This is a genomic window from Crossiella sp. S99.2, from assembly GCF_023094165.1.
Lineage (GTDB): Bacteria > Actinomycetota > Actinomycetes > Mycobacteriales > Pseudonocardiaceae > Crossiella.
This window is the reverse complement of sequence record NZ_JALMDK010000013.1, coordinates 116929-135658: the sequence shown is the minus strand read 5'-3', so window position 1 is coordinate 135658 and position 18730 is coordinate 116929. Positions and strand designations below refer to the sequence as shown.

The 18730-nt window shown below is 71.0% G+C and carries 14 protein-coding genes; 12 read left to right on the top strand and 2 right to left on the bottom strand.

Annotated features, from left to right (window positions below; all coding sequences use genetic code 11):
- The first annotated feature begins 179 nt into the window (after positions 1-179).
- The 5 genes from MZC64_RS37380 to MZC64_RS37360 all read left to right on the top strand — a co-directional run bounded on the left by MZC64_RS37380 (position 180) and on the right by MZC64_RS37360 (position 9651).
- Positions 180-914 carry an ABC transporter ATP-binding protein gene (locus MZC64_RS37380; RefSeq protein WP_247764395.1) on the top strand — a complete coding sequence of 245 codons (735 nt, stop codon included), beginning with the start codon at positions 180-182 and terminating at the stop codon, positions 912-914.
- Positions 914-3346: an ABC transporter permease gene (locus tag MZC64_RS37375; protein WP_247764394.1), complete on the top strand. Its 2433-nt coding sequence runs from the start codon at positions 914-916 to the stop codon at positions 3344-3346. Before MZC64_RS37380 ends, MZC64_RS37375 begins: the two co-directional genes overlap by 1 nt.
- 96 nt (positions 3347-3442) lie before the next feature.
- On the top strand, positions 3443-4237 hold the full coding sequence (locus MZC64_RS37370; protein WP_247764393.1) for an FHA domain-containing protein: 795 nt from the start codon (positions 3443-3445) through the stop codon (positions 4235-4237).
- 152 nt (positions 4238-4389) lie between these two features.
- On the top strand, positions 4390-5358 hold the full coding sequence (locus MZC64_RS37365) for a D-2-hydroxyacid dehydrogenase (protein ID WP_247764392.1): 969 nt from the start codon (positions 4390-4392) through the stop codon (positions 5356-5358).
- A 30-nt stretch (positions 5359-5388) separates the two neighbouring features.
- A complete protein-coding gene (locus MZC64_RS37360) occupies positions 5389-9651 on the top strand; it encodes a hypothetical protein (RefSeq protein WP_247764391.1) in 4263 nt (1420 codons plus the stop codon).
- On the opposite strand, the gene MZC64_RS37355 is transcribed toward MZC64_RS37360, so the two are convergent.
- Positions 9648-9992, bottom strand: a complete 345-nt coding sequence (locus tag MZC64_RS37355) for a helix-turn-helix domain-containing protein (protein WP_247764390.1) — start codon at positions 9990-9992, stop codon at positions 9648-9650. The genes MZC64_RS37360 and MZC64_RS37355 overlap by 4 nt on opposite strands.
- Before the next feature lie 75 nt (positions 9993-10067).
- On the opposite strand from MZC64_RS37355, the gene MZC64_RS37350 reads away from it, so the two are divergent.
- The 4 genes from MZC64_RS37350 to MZC64_RS37335 all read left to right on the top strand — a co-directional run bounded on the left by MZC64_RS37350 (position 10068) and on the right by MZC64_RS37335 (position 13607).
- Positions 10068-10946, top strand: a complete 879-nt coding sequence (locus tag MZC64_RS37350) for an NAD(P)H-binding protein (RefSeq protein ID WP_247764389.1) — start codon at positions 10068-10070, stop codon at positions 10944-10946.
- Positions 10947-11061: 115 nt separating this feature from the next.
- Positions 11062-12180: an FAD-binding oxidoreductase gene (locus MZC64_RS37345; RefSeq protein WP_247764388.1), complete on the top strand. Its 1119-nt coding sequence runs from the start codon at positions 11062-11064 to the stop codon at positions 12178-12180.
- Positions 12155-13045: an SDR family oxidoreductase gene (locus MZC64_RS37340; RefSeq protein WP_247764387.1), complete on the top strand. Its 891-nt coding sequence runs from the start codon at positions 12155-12157 to the stop codon at positions 13043-13045. Before MZC64_RS37345 ends, MZC64_RS37340 begins: the two co-directional genes overlap by 26 nt.
- Before the next feature lie 64 nt (positions 13046-13109).
- A complete protein-coding gene (locus tag MZC64_RS37335; RefSeq protein WP_247764386.1) occupies positions 13110-13607 on the top strand; it encodes a cupin domain-containing protein in 498 nt (165 codons plus the stop codon).
- 65 nt (positions 13608-13672) lie between these two features.
- Here MZC64_RS37335 and MZC64_RS37330 read toward each other — a convergent pair whose 3' ends face one another.
- Positions 13673-14290 (bottom strand): TetR/AcrR family transcriptional regulator, encoded by a 618-nt coding sequence (locus tag MZC64_RS37330; RefSeq protein ID WP_247764385.1) that lies wholly within the window; start codon positions 14288-14290, stop codon positions 13673-13675.
- Positions 14291-14389: 99 nt separating this feature from the next.
- On the opposite strand from MZC64_RS37330, the gene MZC64_RS37325 reads away from it, so the two are divergent.
- The 3 genes from MZC64_RS37325 (at position 14390) to MZC64_RS37315 (ending at position 18655) form a co-directional block, all read left to right on the top strand.
- Positions 14390-15130, top strand: a complete 741-nt coding sequence (locus tag MZC64_RS37325; RefSeq protein WP_247764384.1) for an SDR family NAD(P)-dependent oxidoreductase — start codon at positions 14390-14392, stop codon at positions 15128-15130.
- A gap of 83 nt (positions 15131-15213) precedes the next feature.
- On the top strand, positions 15214-15570 hold the full coding sequence (locus tag MZC64_RS37320) for a multidrug efflux SMR transporter (RefSeq protein ID WP_282106498.1): 357 nt from the start codon (positions 15214-15216) through the stop codon (positions 15568-15570).
- Positions 15571-15877: 307 nt separating this feature from the next.
- On the top strand, positions 15878-18655 hold the full coding sequence (locus MZC64_RS37315) for a helix-turn-helix transcriptional regulator (protein WP_247764383.1): 2778 nt from the start codon (positions 15878-15880) through the stop codon (positions 18653-18655).
- Positions 18656-18730 lie beyond the last annotated feature (75 nt).

The window sequence follows — 18730 nt, the reverse complement described above, 5'->3', positions numbered from 1 at the left end:
CCACACTGGCCATTCCCTCACCCTGCCACAGGTCCGCGGCCTTGCAATCGGCCCGAGGTCCGTCATACCCAGGTCTGACAGAACAGCCTTTCCGGCCCTGTGCCCAGACCACGGTCGGACCTCGAAGTCCAGGCCACGCTCCGATGCCCGCAGCCCTCGATTCCGGAACCGTGGTCGCCATGACACACCACCCCACCGCGGTCCGAGCCAGCGGCCTGACCAAGACCTATGGAGCGGGCGTGCGGGCGCTCGACGGCGTCGATGTGGACCTGCACCGCGGCCGATTCACCGCGATCATGGGGCCGTCCGGGTCCGGCAAATCCACCCTCATGCACTGTGTTGCCGGACTGGACCGGCCCAGCGCCGGCCGGGTGTGGATTGGTGAGACCGAGCTGACCGAACTCTCCGACGACGAGCTGACCGTGCTGCGCCGGGACCGGATCGGCTTCGTCTTCCAGGCGTACAACCTGTTACCCACGTTGACCGCGCTGGAGAACATCACCCTGCCCTTCGCGCTGGCCGGCCGCCGCCCCGACCCCGGGGTGGTGCAGGCCGTGGTCGACGCGGTGGGCCTGGCCGACCGGCTGGATCACCGGCCACACCAGCTCTCCGGCGGACAGCAGCAGCGGGTGGCCTGCGCCCGTGCCCTGGTGACCCACCCCGACGTGGTCTTCGCCGATGAGCCCACCGGCGCGCTGGACTCGGCCAGTTCGGCTGAGCTGCTCGCTTTCCTGCGTCGCGGCGTCGACGAACTGGGCCGCACCGTCGTCATGGTGACCCACGACCCCACCGCCGCGGCCTACGCCGACCGCGTGCTGTTCCTGGCCGATGGCCGCCTGGTCGGCGAACTGCTCAACCCGACCGCCGACCGGGTGCTGGACCGGATGAAATCCCTCGAAGGAGTGAACGCCTGATGTGGCGGACAATGCTGCGCGACCTGCTGGCGCACAAGGCGCGCGTGGCGATGACCCTGGTCGCGATCACCCTCGGCGTCACCGCGGTGGTGGGCGCCTGGGTGGTCAGCGAATCGATCGCGACCACGCTCAGCGGCCAGGCCGGTCGCACCGGCCTCGGACTGACCGTGCAGGCGGACCGTGCGGACACCCGGTTGCCCGAGACCGAACTGGCCCGGCTGGCCGCGCTGCCCGGAGTCACCGCCATCGGGGTGCGCACCGGTCAGGCCGGACTGCCCGGCCCGGACGGCAAACTCGTCCGGACCCGCGCGCCCCTGGCTCAGACCGGCACCGGCTGGGACAACACCGGCCGCTTCGCCCTGGCCGCCGGACGTCCGCCCGCGGCGCCGGGCGAGGTCGCGCTCAACCGGACCGAGGCCGCACTGGCCGGGCTCGATGTGGACGACCGCAGCCGGGTGCTGCTCACCGGTGGCCGATGGACCCCCGTCACCGTGGTCGGACTGTACGACTACCGCACCCTCGGCGAGGGCGACCAGCCGACCGTCGCCTTCGGGCCGGCGGAGGCGGAACGCCTGCTGGACAAGGGTTTCCAGCGCGTCGAGCTGACCGGTGCCACCCCGGCCGCGGTCGCCGCACCCGGCCGCCAGGTGCGCACCGGGGCGGAACTGGCCGAGGCCGTCGAGGCCGAACGCGCCGAATCCCTCACCGATCTGCGGATCACGTTGCTGCCCTTCGCCTTCGTGGCACTGATGGTCGGCATGTTCGTCATCACCAACACCTTCGGCATGTTGCTCACCCAGCGCACCCGCCAGCTCGCCCTGCTGCGTGCGGTCGGCGCCCGCCGCGGTCAGGTCCGGCGGACCGTCGTGCTGGAGGCCGCCCTGCTCGGTGTGGTCGGCGGAACCCTCGGCGCCATCAGCGGAATCGCCATCGGTCCACTGATCATCCGGCTGCTCCGCCCGGACGAGCGGATCGAGTTCACCGTGGGCCCGCTGGCCCTCCTGCTCGGCTACGCGGTCGCCGTCGGCACCACCGTGCTCGCCGCCTACGGCCCAGCCCGGCGTGCCGCCAAGGTGCCCCCGATGGCCGCGCTGCGCACCGATCCGATCCCACCCAAGGCCACCCGCCGTGCCCGCACCCTGGCCGGCCTGGCGGTGCTGGCCATCGCGGTGGCGGCCGTCGTCGCCACCGCGGACCCCAGCGTGGACCTCCTGCCCAGGATCATCGCACTGAGCGCCACCGTGCTCGCGGCGGTGGGCATGTTGTTGCTGGCCCCGGCCCTGGCCACGCTGGTGCTGCGCCCACTGAGCAGGTTCGGCGGCCCCGCATTGCGGCTGGGCATCCGCACCGCCGCCGGCGACCCGCGGCGCACCTCGGCCACCGCCACCGCGATCGCCATCGGCGTGGCCCTGGTGTGCGCCTTCGCCACGCTCAGCGCCAGCTTCGCCGACCTGATCGCCTCCACCACCCGGGCCACCCTGCCCAGCAGCACCACGGTGATCCGCCCGGCCCAGCGCGGCGACGCCGTCCTGGCACCGGCCGATCTGTCCACAGTGGACAAGGTTGCCGGGGTGACCAAGGTGTCCACGGTGCGCGAGGTGACCGCCGACATCGCCTACCCCGGCGGTGCCACCCAGCGCCGGGTCTCCGCCATCGACCCGGCCGCCTTCGGCACCGTGCTCACCCCGGAGGTCACCGCCGGTGTCGCCGACCTGAGCCGGGGCGCGCTGGTCTCCCGCAATCAGGCCGACATGCTCGGCCTGCGACTGGGCCAGCCGTTCACCATGACCGTGGATGGGGCGACCATCGCCAGCACCGTCGCCGGCGTGTACGAGGCCACCGAACTCCAGGCCAGCATCTACTTCGACCAGGCCCAGGCACCGCCGGGCTTGCGGGAGAAGATCACCACGATCTACGCCACCGGCCCCGATCCGGCCGCGGTCCGCACCGCCGTGCACGCCGCGTTCGCGGACCGCCCGGACGTCACCGTCAGTGACCAGGCTGGCCTGGTGGCCGAGGGCCAGGAGACCCAGCGGCTGGCGTTCGTGATCATGTACGCCATGTTCGCCCTGGCCGTGCTGATCTCGCTCTTCGGCGTGGTCAACACCCTGGCACTGGCGGTGCTGTCCCGGGTGCGCGAACTCGGCGTACTGCGCGCCGTCGGCGCCACCCAGCGATTACTCCGGGCCGCCGTCCGGTGGGAGAGCGTGGTGATCTGCCTGTTCGGCGCGGTCCTGGGTGTCCTGCTGGGTGTCGGCTCCGGAGCGGTGATGCAGCACGCCATGCTCGGCCAGGCGCTGACCGATGTCACGGTCCCGGTCACGGTGGTCGTCCTGACTCTGGCCGGTCTGGTGACCGCGGGCGTGCTGGCCGCGATCTGGCCGGCCCGGCGCGCCGCCAGGGTGGATCTGTTGACCGCCGTGGCCGCCTGACCAGGTGGAAGGCTCCCGAACCCGGCCCGGGAGCCTTCCCAAGGTCGCCGTGCCAAGCTCGTGGGGCACGACGCGACAACCGGCCAGGAGGCGAACATGACGGAGCGGCTTGCGGTGGCGGGTGGCCAGAATCTCCCGGCCGGGCACCACAGCCTGGCCTGGGGAGTGCACGCGGGCGAGGCCCCCGGCACGCTGCACGTGCTGGCGGTGACCGGCGGGATCACCGTGGGCCCTCGAGAGGGCAGGGAGATCCTGTTCGGCCGCAACCGACCGGACGTGCACGTCTGCGTCGGCGAGCACGACCGGCGGATCAGCCGCCACCAGGGCGCGCTGACCCACCACGGCGACAAGTGGTGGATCAGCACCCTGGGCCGGTTGCCGCTGCGGTTGCCCGGCGCCCGGCTGCTGTTCAACCAGGACGAGCCGATTCCGCTGGCGGCCGGGTACACCCCGCTGTTCATCCGCGGCTCCAGCGGCCGCGAACACCTGCTGGAGGTGCATGTCCGCGCCACGGACGGCGAGGAACTCCTGACCCAGCACGGCGCCTCGACCCGTCCGCCGCACACCTGGCCCCTCTCGCCCGCCGAGAAGCTGGCTCTGGTCGTCCTCGGCCAGCGCTACCTGTTGCACGAGCTGTACCCGAACCCGCTGTCCTGGCGGCAGGCCGCTGAACACCTCAACGAGATCCGGCCTGGGGAGAAGTGGACGCACAAGAAGGTCGAACACCTGATCGTGGGTGTTCGCGATCGGCTCAGCCGCGGTGGCGTGGCTGGCCTGACCAGAGAGGAGGTCGGCGAACCCATCGGCAACACGCTCAACCACAACCTCATCCGCGAACTGATGGAGAACACCACCCTGGTGCCCCCAGACCTCGGCCTGCTGCACGACTGAGCATCCGCAGGGGGAGCCGAGAAGACGACCATCGAACAGGCCAAGCCCGAGCATCGGCGGCGGCATGGGCCTGACCCGGGCCAGCACCATCGGCCCGGAACCCCGCCGGGTTGAGCTGGTGGCGAGGGTGTCCAGCGGCGACGATGTCTGCCATGAGTTTCACCCTGGCGCTGGTTCCGCCGCACAACGATGAAACCCTCGGCTGGCCCGCGCGGCTGGCCGAGGCCGTGCCCGGTATCCGGGTCCTGCGGCCGGAGACGGCCGAGGACACCGTGGCCGCGCTGCGGGTGGCGGATGCGGTGTACGGGGCGTTGTCGCCCGAGTTGCTGCGGCACGCTCGGCGGTTGAGCTGGTTGCAGGCGCCGCAGGCTGGGCCACCGGTGGGCTTCTATCACCCGGAGTTGATCGCGCATCCGGTGCAGGTGACCAATATGCGGGACACCTACACCGATCATGTGGCGGCGCACGCGTTGGCGTTGGTGCTGGCATTGGCACGTGGGTTGCCCAGGTATGTGCGTGATCAGAGCGCGGGGAGGTGGGCGCCGGACTGGGCGCCGACCGCGGTGCTGCCGTTGGCCGAGGCGAGTGCGCTGGTGGTCGGGGTTGGCGCGCTGGGCAGTGAGATCGGGCGGTTGCTGGCTGCTTTCGGCACCCGGGTGATCGGGGTTGATCGGCGGCGGGTCGACCTGCCTGCCGGGTTTGCCGAGGTGCGGCCGGCGGGGGAGTTGGACTCCTCGTTGGGAGAGGCGGATGTGGTGGTGTTGACCGTGCCGCACACGCCGGAGACCGAGGGCCTGGTTGACGCTCGGCGGCTGGCGTTGTTCCGGGCTTCGGCGTACCTGGTCAACATCGGGCGGGGTGCCACCGTGCGGCTGGATGACCTGGTGGCGGCGTTGGACGCGGGACGGTTGGCTGGGGCGGCGCTGGATGTGTTCGAGCAGGAGCCGTTGCCCGCGGGACATCCGTTGTGGCGGCGGACGGATGTGCTGCTGACCCCGCATGTGGCCGGGGTCGGACCGCATGCGGACAGCAGGCGGTTCGCGGTGTTGCTGGAGAACGCGAAGCGCTTCGCGGCAGGGGCGGAGCTGGTAAACCTGGTCGACAAGGCGCAGTGGTCCTAGACCCGTGGGTGTGGCGGGCTGGAGGAGATTGTGAACGGCGGCTTCGCGGAGGTGGTGGCACAGCACACCGGGGCGGGGTTTGTGGACCGCCGCTGGTTGCGGGACGCGGTGGAGCGGGCCGTTGACCGCGGGCATGTGCTGGTGACGGGGGAACCCGGCGCGGGCAAGACGAGCCTGCTGGCGGGGCTGGCGGTGGCGCATCCGGAGTGGGCGCGGTACTTCGTGCGGCGGGACAGCCGGACCGCGGTGGAGGGGACCGACATCCAGTCGTTCCTGCTGGCTGTGGGGCATCAGCTGGCGCGGTGGCGACCGGAGATCTTCCAGCCGGAGCGGCTCGCGGTGGTGGTGCGGCAGCGAGTGGAGAACGTGGCCGAGGGTGGGCGGGTGGTGGGCGTCCAGATCGAGGACCTCACCGCCTCGCCATTTCACCGGACCGCCGTGTTGCAGGTGGAACAGCAGCTCGGCGGAGTCGCCGGGGTGGTCAGCGGGGTGGAGATCGGGCGGGCGAATCTGGAGCCCCGGTTGCTGGAGCCGGACAACCTGGCACACCTGGCGTTGCTGGACCCGGCGGCGGCGTTGCACGCGCTGGATCCGGCGGCGCGGATCGTGATCCTGGTTGACGCGCTGGATGAACTCGCCGGAGCGAGTGTGCTGGACTGGCTCGCGCGTGGGCCGGAATTGCCGTCGAACGTGCGGCTGGTGCTGAGTTCGCGTCCGCATGCCGCGTTGGCGCCGCTGCGCGCCGGTCGTCAGCTCATCGAGGTGCCGATCGAGCCGGGGTCACGGGAGGTGGCCGCCGATCTGCTTGCCTACGCGGCGACTGTGCTGAGCACCGAGCCGATCGTCACGGCGGTGGCGGGGCGGGGCGAGTTGCTGGATCAGTTTCACCGGCGGGTGGTCGGCCGGGCGGCTGGGAACTTTCTCTACCTCGCCGCGTATGCCCGCGCGCTGGTCGAGGCCGAACCGGCGTTGGCCGAGCGTTTGGTGGGGCTCGCGGGTGTGCCGGCTGGGTTGAGTGGGTTGTACGGGTTCTTCATCGAGACCGCGCGGGCTGATCTGCAGCGGCTGGGCATGGTGGAGATCCGCGAGCCGACCGGGCCCGACGACCGGTTCACCGATGCCTGGTTGGGGGTTGGGCAGCCGATTCTGGGGGTGCTCGCCGTTGCGCGGGAACCGCTCACGGTGGCTGAACTTGGTGCGCTGGCCGGGATTCGGGTGTGGCCGCGGGTGGTGCGGGCCGTGCTGGGCAGATTGCGCTGGTTACTGGCGGAGGGCGCGGCCGGGCAAGCGGGGCGGATCAGTCTTTACCACAGCTCGGTGGGGGAGTTCCTGGTGAGCGTGCAGGCGCATCGGGACTATCCGGATTGCGCCGTCGATGAGACCGAATGGCATGAGCGGATTGCCCGGCATTACCGCGGTGGCGCGTCCGATTGGGGTTCGCTGGACTGGTCCGCGGTGGATCGGTATGGCCTCTTGCACCTGGTTGAGCACGTCACGCGGGCGGGGGAGGCGGTTGCGGGGCGGGCTGTTGAGCTGATTTGTCCTGGGTCGCGGCGGGCCATTGTCGCGGCTTTTGGCGGGGATCGGCATTTCGGCCGGTGGGTGGAAGTCGTTGCTGAGCGGGTGATCGCTGGGGCGGAGCCGGGCAGTGCGTTGCCGACCACGTTGTACCTGGGGGTGTTGCGGCGGCAGCTGCGCCGTACCGGGCGGGGGCTGACGCCGGCGGTGCTGGGGTTGCTTGCCCGGCTGGGGCGGGTTGGGCAGGCGCTGGATCAGTTGTGGGCGTTGCCGCCCTCGTTGCAACAGTTCCAGAGTGCTCGGGAGATTCATCGGCAGAGTGGGGTGGATCTGCGGGAAGTGTTGGTGGAGACGGCTTTGACCATACCGGCGGATCAGGTCAGCCGGGGGTATCCGGCTCAGCTGTTGCCGTTGGAGGAGGTCGCGTTGGAGTTCGCGGCCGATGACCTGCCGCGGGCGTTGCGGTTGTGGGCGCATGCGCAGCGCGGTCAGGAGGGGGACCGGGTTTGGGCGCCGGATGCGGTGTACCGGGCCGCTGCTGCGGCGGCGGAACCGGCGGTCGCGCGTGGACTGGTTGAGCAGTTGCGCAGTGGTCGGGTGGGGGATTGGCTTGATCTGGCGGAGCGGCTGGATCCTGTTGCGGCGCGGGAGCTTCTGGCCACGGCGGTGGGTGAGTTGGACGGAGTTTTGCCTGGGGAACGGCTGGTGGGGCTGGCTCGGTTGTCGGTGCTGCAGCCGGAGCGGGCTCGGGAGCATCTCGGGCGGCTGGTGGCTGAGGCTGAGTCGGCGGCGGAGGGGGAGTACGGGCCGCAGCGGGAGCTGGCCGAGGGGTTGGTCGCGGCGGCGATGGTTCCTGGGTTGGATCGGGGGGTTGGGTATCGGTTGTTGGATCGGTTGGGATCGTTGGAGATCGGGGGGTTTGTGGACAGCGCTGTGTTGCGGGGCGCTGGTGTGCTGGGGGCTTGGGGTGAGGTGGACCGGGCTCGGGGGTTGGTGGAGCGGGTGGTCGCCTGGAACAGCACGGTGTGGACCATGCGCAAGGCCAGTGGGGTGCTCGCCGAGTTTGATCCGGTTGCCGCGCGCCGGTTGCTGGAGCGGGCTCGGGGCGCGGTGAGGCCGACAGGGGACCCTGGCTCGATGCAGGAGTCGCGGCATCAGGGGGATCTCGGTTCGCTGGCCGTCGCGCTGGCCCCGCACGACCTGGCCGCGGCGTTGGACTTGGCCAGGGGAATGACTGACGTGCGCTGGTCGTTCCTGGCCGACGATCGGTGGACGGTGCTGGCCCGGATTGCCGAGGGCCAGCCCGACTGCGAGGCCGAGGTGATCCTGGCGGAGATCCTGCGTGGCACCGGGCAGGCCCCGGCACTGGTCGACCAGCGGTCGCACGGTCCGTGCCGTTGGGCCACCGGCGCCCCGGCCGATTCGCTGGAGTGGGCGAGCAACATCGCCTACCAGTTCAACCACAGCCGGGACTGGCAGTGGTTGCGCGAACGCCGTTTCCACCGCGATCCGGCCGAGGTGGTCCGGGCGATGGCGCCCGGGTCCAGGTCGATCGGCAATCCGCACAGCTGGGGGCGCACGGTGCGGGTGCTGGCCGAGACCATCGCGGACACCAACCTGCCTCGGGCCACCGCGCTGGTCGGCTCGCTCACCGATCCCGGCGAACGCGCTGTCGGCCTGGCCGCGCTGTTCCGCTCGGCCGTGAGGTACCAGCCGATCGAGGTGGCGCAGCGGGCCTGGGCGGCCGTGGGCGAGGCGCTGGGCCGGATCGAGCCGTACGAGTGGCTGATCCCGGATCAGGACCGTTACGGGTTCGCCTACCTGCGGCCGGATCACCGCGCCCGGTTCGAGGTGGCGATGCGGCTGATGCCGTATGAGGCGGATCCGGCCCTGCACCTGCTTGACCAGAGCGGCGCGCACTACCTGGCCTACGCCTTCCACCTGTCCTTCGCCGCGGTGGCCTCCGCCGAGCACGCCGCGGCCAGCCGACCGTTCCCGCCTTTCCAGCAGGTGCACCAGTCGACCGTGGCCATGGTCGCACCGCCCGAGGGCGGGGATCCGCTGCTCACCGACATCCTGCGGGCCACCGCCGCCGGGCACGAGCGGCGCCTCGCCGCCCGGACCGGCCGCAGGCCCGCGCCGCCGCCGCGGATCGAGGACCCGCTCTACGCCGCGCTGGCCGAGCTGACCGCAGGCGACCCGGGCTTCGCGGTGAAGATCCGGGCGCTGTTCGGCACGCCCCGGCTGCCCGCCGCCGCCGGACTGCTCGCGCACGCGGCCACCAGCGCGTACCTCTGGCCGGAGCAGCTCGGCACACCCGGCCCCATCCCCGCGTTGCTCGCCCAGCTCCGCGGCCTGGCCGTCGAAGCTCTCGCCGCCACCCGCGACTGCCCGCCGGCCACCCGCGCCGTCACCCGGCTCCAGTTCGCCCTGTCCCCACCGCTGGCTGACCTGGTCGACCCCGCCGACCTGCACACCGAAGCCCTCCGCCTGGACGAGCGGGATCCCTTCGCCAGGGGCGAACGCGACGAAGTGCTCACCCGCCTGTTCCCGTTGCTGCTGAACACCCATCCGGCACTCGCGCTGCCGCAGCTCTACCGCAGCCTCACCGACAACTGGGAGCACGCCATGGCCCTGTTGGAACAGGCCGCCGGAACCATCACCGACACCCTGGGCCCGGATGCGGCGCCCATCCTGCATGCCGCGATCCGGCGTGGGGTGGCCTGTGCGTCCGGCGACGGGGAAGTGCCGGCTGAGCTGGACGGGGTCGCCTAGAGCAGGTTGTGGCCGATCCACTCCAGTACCGCGTACAGCTTCTCCGCCAGCTCGCGGCCCGGCGGGGTCAGCTGGTAGCTCACCTTGGGTGGGGTGTCCGGTTCCACCGTGCGGGTGAGCAAACCGTCGGCGACCAGGTCGCGCAGGTTCTGGGAGAGCATTTTCTCGCTGATGCCGTCGATGCGGTCGCGCAGGGCGGCGAAGCGTTGCGGGCCGTCCAGGAGTTCGGCCAGGACGAGCATGCCCCAGCGGCTGGTGACGTGGCTGAAGATCTCCGCGCCCGCGCAGTCGACGTGAAGCCGCTCACGGGTCGTCGCCACCGTGTCCTGGTCTGCCTGCATGCCAACCGCCACCTCCGGAGCTTACCCGAAAGTGCGTTCTTACCTGGCTGAACTCCGCTCCGTAGCGTCCAGGACATGAAGCGACACAACGAGATCCTGGTGACCGGCGCGACCGGCAACGTCGGTGGCGCGGTGCTCCGGCAACTGCTGGCCGGCGGCAGCACACCCCGGGCGCTGACCCGCGATCCGGCCACCGCCAACCTGCCCGCCGGGGTGCCGGTGGCGACCGGGGCGCAGTCCGATCCGGCCGCGCTGAGTGCCGCGCTGGCCGGCGTGGACACGGTCTTCCTGGTCTGGCCGGTGGGTTCGACCGCCGAGGCGGCCCGGGTGGTGGAGGTGATCGCGGCGCGGGCCCGCCGGGTCGTGCTGCTGTCCTCGGCGGCGGTGGAGGACACCCTGGAGGAACAGTCCGATCCCATTGGCGCGCACCACGCCGGGGTGGAACGGCTGATCGCCGGGACCGGTCTGGAGTGGACGTTCCTGCGGCCGTTCTCCTTCGCCGCCAACACCCGGCAGTGGGCGGGGCAGGTGCGGGCCGGGGACGTGGTGCGCGGCGCGCACGGCGAGGCCGGGTTCACCCTGATCCATGAGGCCGACATCGCCGCGGTGGCCGTGCGCGCGCTGACCGAGGACGGCCACCACGGAGCCAGACACCTGCTGAGCGGGCCGGAGATACACACCCAGCGCGAGCAGGTGCGGATCATCGGCGAAACACTCGGACGGCCCTTGCGCTGGCAGGAGATCCCGGTCAGCCAGGCCAGGGCGGACGCGCTCAGCTGGCTGGATGAGTCCATTGTGGACACTGTGCTGGACGCCTACGCGACCCTGGTGACCAGACCGTTGGGACCTACCGGCGTGGTCGAGCAGCTGCTGGGCAGACCCGGCAGGAGCTTCCGCGACTGGGTCGCCGAGCATGCCGCGGACTTCGGCGGGGGATCTCACGAGAACACGTGATGCCCGCGTGCGGCCCCGGCGGCCAGGCTCGTGATGCCCGTATCGGCCACAGTCGTTACCCAGGAGGCACTCATGGCTGGCAGCTCGGTCCGCAGCGGTGCGGGGAGGCGTGCGCATGGCTGAGCACAGGCGGGAACTGGATGTCGCGGTGATCGGCGCCGGCGTGCTCGGGCTGGCCACCACCGACGCGCTGGTCCGGCGCGGGGTGTCGGTGACCTGCTTCGACGGCAGGCCACCCGGACACGGGCTCTCCGGCGGGCTGACCCGCACCTTCCGGCACCGGCACGACAACGAACGCCTGGTCGCGCTGGCGGTGGAAGGGCGGGCCGGGTTCGGCCGGTGGGAGGAACGCCTGGGGCGCAAGCTGATCGGGCCCGAGGGTGCGGTCTACGCGGGGATGGGGCCCGCCGATGTGGCCGGGATGGTGCGGCACGGGGTGGCACACCGCTTCGCCGATCCCGGTGAGGGCAAGAAGGTTTTCCCGGCACTGGCCACAGTGGACGGACCGTTGCTGGTCGACCCCGGTGCGGGCGCGATCCGGGCCCGGCGGACCATTGACGCGCTGGCGAGCTGGGTCGGGGACCGGATCGTCAACGCCGACATCCACAGCGTCACCGTGCCCGGCGACGGGCACGGGGTGGAGATCCAGACCACCGAGGCCATCTACCGGGCCCGGCACGTGGTGATCTGCGCGGGCACCGCGGTGCCGAAACTGGCCGCGGGAGTCGGCCTGGACGTGCCGCTGGAGTCCGCGTTGCACGCCCGGCCGCACTACCGGGTGCGGGAACCCTTCCGTGGCAAGGCTTTGCCCTGCTGGGTGGATCGCTCCGGGGCCTTCGGCGAGACCGTCTACGGCTCGCCCATCGGCAACCGGGACACCTACGTGCTCGGCCTGATCGGCCTGGACGTGGACATCCCGTTCGGCCCCAACGGCGCGCTCGCCCCTGGCTCCGGCATGGAGGACCACGTCCGCCGGGTCACCGAATACGTCCGCCGCGCCATGCCCGGCCTGGAACCGGACCCGATCGGCATCCGGGTGTGCGTGATGACCAAACTGCCCGCGGGCTCGGACGCTGTGCACGCCTGGCACACCGACGGCGTCACCGCCATCGCCGGGCACAACCTGTTCAAGATGGCCCCGGTGCTCGGCGAACTGCTCGCCGACGCCGCGATCAAGAACCAGCTGCCGGAGATCCTGGAGCGGGCCGGTGCACACGCCCTCCACGCCGCCTGAACTGGCGGTCACCGGCGCATCCGGGAACATCGGCCGGGCACTGGTGCGGGAGCTGACCCTGGCCGGGCACCGGGTGCGGGCGTTGGTGCGCAAGGGATCCGAACTGCCGGGGCATCCGCTGGTGCAGCGGGTCGAGGTGGACCTGGAACGCGAGCGGACCGTGGCCGAAGCGCTGGCCGGGATCCGCTCGCTGTTCCTGCTCACCCCGTTCCACCCGCGGCAGGACCTGGTGCAGGCCGGGCTGGTCGAGGCCGCGGTCCGGGCCGGGGTCGGGCATGTGGTGAAACTGTCCGCGCTGGGCGCCGATCCGGCCGCGTCCGCGCTGGTGCACCGCCAGCACGGACTGGCCGAACAGGCCGTCATCGAGTCCGGGCTGGGCTACACCCTGTTGCGCCCCAACGCCTTCATGCAGAACGCGGTGCAGTGGCTGCCGACCGTGGCGGCCAAGGACGCCATCGTGCTGCCCGCCGGGAACTCCCGGGTCAGCATGGTGGACACCCGCGATATCGCCGCGGTGGCCGCCAGGGCGCTGACCGACCCGGTCCGGCACGCCGGCGCCCACGACCTGACCGGGCCGAAGGCGTTGACCTACGCCGAAGTCGCCGCCGCACTGTCCACAGTGGCTGGTCGCCCGATCCGGCACCTGGACGTCACCCCGGAACAGGCCGGCGCGGCCATGCTGGGCAACGGCGTGCCGGAGTGGGCGGTCCGGGCGCGACTGGAGCTGTACGCCACCTACCGCGCGGGCGAGGCCGAGCTGCTCAGTCCGGCGGTCCGCGAGATCACCGGCCGGGAACCCCGCGACTTCGTTGCCTTCGCGACCGAACTCGCCGGCGAGTTGCGCCGGGATCACGCGAAGACGTGATGTCCCGGACCACCTCCGATGGCCACGCTGTCCACGTCGTCCCGTCCCGAAAGTGAGGATTCGCATGACCAGCCAGGTGGAGAAGGAGACGCCGCGAGCGCTGTACGTGCCGCCCGGCGAGGGTCCGAGCGTGTGGGCGTTCAGCGGCGACCGGTACACCGTCAAGGCAGGCATCGCCGACACCGGCGGCGCGCTCGGCCTGCTGGAAGCCGTGATCCCGCCGCAGAGCGGACCGCCGCTGCACCTGCACCGCAACGAGGACGAGGCCTTCTACCTGATCGAGGGCCGGCTTGAGGTGGTGGCCAACGGCCGCCCGATCATCATCGAGCCCGGCTCCTTCATCTACATCCCGCGCGGCTCGCCGCACCGGTTCAAGAACGTCGGCGAGACGCACGCCAAGCTGCTGATCTTCTTTGTGCCCAGCGGGTTCGAGGAGTTCTTCCTGGAGGTCGGCATCCCGGTCATCGACGGCGAGGAAGCGCCGCCGGAGGAACAGCACGCCGACGACGTGGCCCGCTCGATGCGGATCGCCGCGGACAAGTACGGCATCGAGGCGGTCTGAAGCCAGCCCGCTCAGTCGTCATCGCCGGAGGGCGAACCGGGATCACCGGTTCGCCCTCCTCGGCGTCACACCCGGACTCCGGGCGCGGCCAGCACATCCCAGGCGCGCATCGCGGCGTCCACGATCGCGGACAGCTCCGCGCGGTCGGCGCCACTGCGGGCCTGGATGGACAGGCCCTGCAACAGGGTGTTGTAGTACCCGGCCAGCGCGTCGACGTCGGCCTCGGGCGGCACGTCCCCGTCGGCCTGGCCGCGCGCCAGGCGCTGGCGCAGCGACTCCTGGGTCTCCCGGCGCAACTCGGCCAGGAAGTCGCGCACGCTCTCGCTCTTGGGCGTGTACGTGGTCGCGGCCAGCACGATCATGCAGCCGCTGGGCTTGGCCGGATCGGTGTAGGCGTGCACGTTGACCCGCAGCACCGCCTCGAAGGCCGCCCTGGCACTGGGCTCCTCGCGCAGCGCGCGGGCGGCGGCCTCGCCCTCGGTCTCGTCGTAGTAGGTGACCGCCTCCCGGAACAGCTCCTCCTTGGAGCCGAAGGCGGTGTACAGGCTGGAGGTGTTGATGCCCATGGCCGCGCTGAGGTCGTTCAGCGAGGTCCCCTCATAGCCGTGCTCCCAGAACACCTCCATCGCGCAGCGCAGCGCCGCGGTGCGGTCGAAAGCACGTGGACGGCCTCGTGTGGCCATGCCCCACCCCTTTCTGTAGCGATCGACCCAAAAATCCTTGACAGGTCGATCTCCTGCACGATACCAATTATGTAGTGATCGACCCAGAAATGAGGGGACATGTCGGAACTCGCAGGTAAGGTGGCCCTGGTCACCGGGGGCAGCCGCGGCATCGGCGCGGCCATCGCCAAGAAGCTCGCGGCCAACGGAGCCGATGTGGCGCTGACCTACGCCAGCGCCGCCGACCGCGCCCAGGGCGTGGTCGAGGACATCAAGGCCGCGGGCCGCCGCGGTCTGGCCATCGCCGCGGACAGCGCGGACGCCGCGGCCGTGGTGGCCGCCGTCGAGCAGACCGTCGCGGAGTTCGGCCGGATCGACATCCTGGTCAACAACGCCGGAATCTTCCCCTACGGCACCATCGACGAGGTCACCCTCGACGAGGTCGACCGCACCCTGGCCATCCACGCCCGCGCGGCCTATGTGGCCAGTCAGGCCGCGGCCAAGCACATGGAAGCCGGCGGCCGGATCGTCAGCATCGGCAGCACCCTCGCTGAGCGGGTGCCCTACCCGGGCGTGGCGCTGTACGCGATGAGCAAGGCCGCGCTGATCGGCTTCACCAAGGGCCTGGCCCGCGACCTGGGCGAGCGGGACATCACCGTCAACCTGGTGCACCCGGGGTCCACCGACACCGAGATGAACCCGGCCGACGGTCCGCAGGCCGATGACGAGCGCGGCCTGACCGCGCTGGGCCGCTACGGGCAGCCCGAGGACATCGCCGCCTCGGTCGCGCACCTGGTCGGCCCCGGCGGTCGCAACATCACCGGTTCCGCGATCGTCGTGGACGCCGGTTCGAACGCCTGAAACCAGTCCTGCGGTGGCGTGTCGCTCCTGGCGGCACGCCACCGCAGGATTTTCGGTGGTTACCGGTTGGAGGGGTGGGTTTTATGTCGAGCGCAACCGCGGTGGAAACGGGGAGTAAGCAGATGGCCTGGACGCTTCTGATCGTCGCTGGTCTGTTCGAGATTATTTTCGCGACCGCGTTGAAGCAGGCCGATGGCTTCTCGAAGCTGTGGCCGAGCGTAATTGGTATCAGCTGTGCCGCGATCAGCTTTTTCTTGCTCTCGGTCTCGCTGAAAACCCTGCCAGTCGGCACTGGTTACGCCGTATGGGTGGGAATTGGCGCGGTCGGCGTGGCCCTTGCCGGTATTTTTACCCAGGGCGACTCCGCGTCTCCGTTGCGCTTCGTGTTCCTCGCGCTGATCGTGGGTGGAATCATCGGTCTGCGGTTCGTGGAGGCATAGCATCCATTCGGGTCAACAGTTGCCCGATGGGGCAGTTTGGACCCTTGCTGGCCTGCGAATACTGCTCCAAAGGGACCAATCCTTACAGACTTTACGACTATGATGTTCAGGAATAGTCGAATGACTCCGGCTTCGGCTCATTAGCACACGGTGACCCCCATCGGGCTTAGGAAGTTCTACCTGTAGTTGTCTATCAAACCGTGATTGAATGGAGGTGAAAGCGCGGGATCGCCCAGGGTGGGGCGAGACCCGGGCGCCCTGTCCGGAGGGCGAGATGAGCTGGGGGAATGTGAATATGCAGGCGACCATGACACCGTTAGTGGGCCGAGAATCCGCGCTGGCCGACCTCCGGCGAGCGCTGTCGAACACAGTGGCGGGCAGCGGTCGCTGTGTTGTCATCGAAGGCTCGGCCGGTATCGGCAAGAGCCGTTTACTCGAAGTCGTCTCCTCCGATGCGGCCGGTCAGGGCATCTCGGTGGCATTCGGCCGGGCGACCGAGTTGGACAAGGGCGCCCCGTTGACCACGCTGCGCGCCTTGCTCACCGGCCTACCCGGGCTGGAACGCATCGCCATGCACGATCTGGAGCGCAACGCCCTCGGCCTGGTGGACCGGGTGGGCGAGCTGATCGAGAAGCACGTGCGCGACCGGCCGCTGCTGATCGGCCTGGACGACGCGCACCGCTCCGACGAGCTGACCGCCTTCGCCCTGCGCATCCTGGTGCCCGCGCTGAGCACCTCGCCGGTGCTGTGGCTGCTGGCCCGCAGGCCGGCCCCGGTGCGCGGCTACGCCCAGGACGCGCTGGACTGGCTGATCAGCGAGGGCGCGCTGCGGCACCACCTGGGACCGTTGTGCTGCAACGCGGTGGCCGACCTGTGCGCCAACGTGCTCGGCGCGCACCCCGACGCCAAGGTGCTCGCGCTGGCCGCCAGGGCCGAGGGCAACCCGTTCCTGCTGGAGGAGCTGCTCACCACCCTGCGCGACACCGGTCAGCTGCTCACCGACGAGGGCACCGCGACCGTGGTGGGCAACGAGCTGACCCCGCCGTTCCTGTCCGCGGTGGATCACCGGCTGCGCGATCTCTCCAGCGAGGCCCGCAGGCTGCTGGACGCCGGCGCGGTGCTGGGCAGGCCGTTCACCGTGCACGAGGTGGCCGCGTTGCTGGGCCGTTCGGCCACCGAGCTGCTGCCGGTGATCAGCGAGGCGGTGGACGCCAGCATCCTGGTGGGCAACGGATCCGAGCTGACCTTCCGGCACGATCTGATCCGGGAGGCGCTTTACAATCGCTTGCCCGGCCCGGTCCGGATGGCGCTGCACCGCGAGGCCGCCTTCATCGTGCTCGGCGAGGGCCGTTCACCCGCCGACGCGGTCGAGCACCTGGTGCGCAGCGGGCACAAGGGCGACGCGCAGGCGGTGCTGATCCTGCGGCAGGCCGTCCGCGAGGTCGCGCCGACCTCGCCGAACACCGCGGCCGACCTGATCCTGCGGATGCTGGACCTCATCGACGAGCAGCACGCCAGCAGGCCGCAACTGGTCGGCGACGCGGTGCGGCTGCTCGCGCTGGCCGGGCGGGCCGCCGAGGCGATCCGGCTGGGCGAGTCCTCGCTGCGCACGGTGGAGCGCACCGAGGACAAGGTCTCGCTGCTACTCGGGCTCTCCGAGGCGCTGTACGCCACCGGACGCAACTCCAGCGTGGTCGAGTACACCAGCCGCGCGCTGGCCAGGGCGCGCACGCCCAGCCGGGCCAGGGCCGAACTGCTGGCCATGCAGGCATACCTGCTCATCGACAGCGGGGACCCGCGCAGCGCGGACGCGGTGGCCGCCGAGGCGGTGGCCATCGGCGTGCAGGCGGGGGAGTACGCGGCGGTGGTGTGCGGCAACAACGCGCGCAGCGTGGTGGCCAGGGTGCACGGGCAGCTGGACGTGGCGCTGACCTACGCCAAGGAGGCGGTGCGGGTCGCGGACAAGGTCGGCGGCAGTTCGCGCAGCAGGCATCCGCGGCTGTGGCTGGCGGTGGCGCTGACCGCCAGCGACCGGTTCGAGGAGGCCGAGGCCGGGTTCGCCCGCGACCACCAGGACACCGAGGCGGCGGGCACCGCGCTGTCCCAGCCGCACTGGCACTACTACCGGGCCGAACTGCGCCTGGCCCAGGGCCGCCTGGACGACGCCGCGGTGGAGGCCGAGGCCGGGGTGTTCGTGGCCGAACAGCTGCGCGCCCAGCCCCTGGCGGTGCCGCTGCTGGCCATGCTCGGGCTGATCTCGATCTACCGGGACGACATGACCATGGCGCGCAGCTACCTCAAACAGGCCGACGGTCTGGTGGACGAGGGCGTCAGCGTGGTGCCGGAGGACCTGGCCTGGGCGGCGGCCTGCTTCCAGGACGCGGCCGGGCACCAGGAGGCCGCGCTGGAGATCCTGGACGAGCTGAGCCAGGCGCTGCCGGAGCGGCTGCTGTTGTTCACCCGGCACTCGGCCGCCGGCGCCCGGCTCATCCGGATGGCCCAGCAGGCCGGTGATCACGCCCGCGCCGAACTGGTGGTGCGGGCCACCCGGAAACTGGCCGAGCACAACCCGGAGGTGGCCTCGGCCGCCGGCGCCGCCGCGCACGCCGAAGGGGTGCTGCGCAACGACATCAGTCTGCTGCGCGCGGCCGTCGGGGCCTACCGGGTCACCGGGCGGCAGCTCTCCCTGGCCGAGGGCCTGGAGGATCTGGCGCACGCCGAGGACGCGGCCGGGCACCGGGCCACCGCGGTCGGGATCCTGCAGGAGGCCGCGCAGGTCTTCACCGGCTGCGGCGCCAAACGCGATCTGGCCAGGGTGCAGAAAGCGCTGCGGCGGCTGGGGGTCCGGCGCCGGATCGCACCGAAACCGGTCAAGGGCGGCTCTGGCTGGAACAGCCTCACCCAGTCGGAGCTACGGGTGGTCCGGTTGGTGGCAGAGGGTTTCACCAACCGTGAGGTCGCGGGCAAACTGTTCCTCTCACCGCACACAGTGGACAGTCACCTGCGGCACAGCTTCGCCAAACTAGGCGTGACCAGCCGGGTCGAGCTGACCCGCAAGGCCATGTCGCACGACGAGTCCCACTAGTCCATTGTGGACTGTGGGTCGCCACGGCAGGATCACGCGAACACGTGATGCTGCCGTGGCGGCCGCCGAGCACTC

Coding starts and splice junctions, on each gene's coding strand:
- MZC64_RS37380 (WP_247764395.1), top strand. CDS start 180: ATGACACACCACCCCACCGCGGTCCGAGCCAGCGGCCTGACCAAGACC.
- MZC64_RS37375 (WP_247764394.1), top strand. CDS start 914: ATGTGGCGGACAATGCTGCGCGACCTGCTGGCGCACAAGGCGCGCGTG.
- MZC64_RS37370 (WP_247764393.1), top strand. CDS start 3,443: ATGACGGAGCGGCTTGCGGTGGCGGGTGGCCAGAATCTCCCGGCCGGG.
- MZC64_RS37365 (WP_247764392.1), top strand. CDS start 4,390: ATGAGTTTCACCCTGGCGCTGGTTCCGCCGCACAACGATGAAACCCTC.
- MZC64_RS37355 (WP_247764390.1), bottom strand. CDS start 9,992: ATGCAGGCAGACCAGGACACGGTGGCGACGACCCGTGAGCGGCTTCAC.
- MZC64_RS37350 (WP_247764389.1), top strand. CDS start 10,068: ATGAAGCGACACAACGAGATCCTGGTGACCGGCGCGACCGGCAACGTC.
- MZC64_RS37345 (WP_247764388.1), top strand. CDS start 11,062: ATGGCTGAGCACAGGCGGGAACTGGATGTCGCGGTGATCGGCGCCGGC.
- MZC64_RS37335 (WP_247764386.1), top strand. CDS start 13,110: ATGACCAGCCAGGTGGAGAAGGAGACGCCGCGAGCGCTGTACGTGCCG.
- MZC64_RS37330 (WP_247764385.1), bottom strand. CDS start 14,290: ATGGCCACACGAGGCCGTCCACGTGCTTTCGACCGCACCGCGGCGCTG.
- MZC64_RS37325 (WP_247764384.1), top strand. CDS start 14,390: ATGTCGGAACTCGCAGGTAAGGTGGCCCTGGTCACCGGGGGCAGCCGC.
- MZC64_RS37320 (WP_282106498.1), top strand. CDS start 15,214: ATGTCGAGCGCAACCGCGGTGGAAACGGGGAGTAAGCAGATGGCCTGG.
- MZC64_RS37315 (WP_247764383.1), top strand. CDS start 15,878: ATGACACCGTTAGTGGGCCGAGAATCCGCGCTGGCCGACCTCCGGCGA.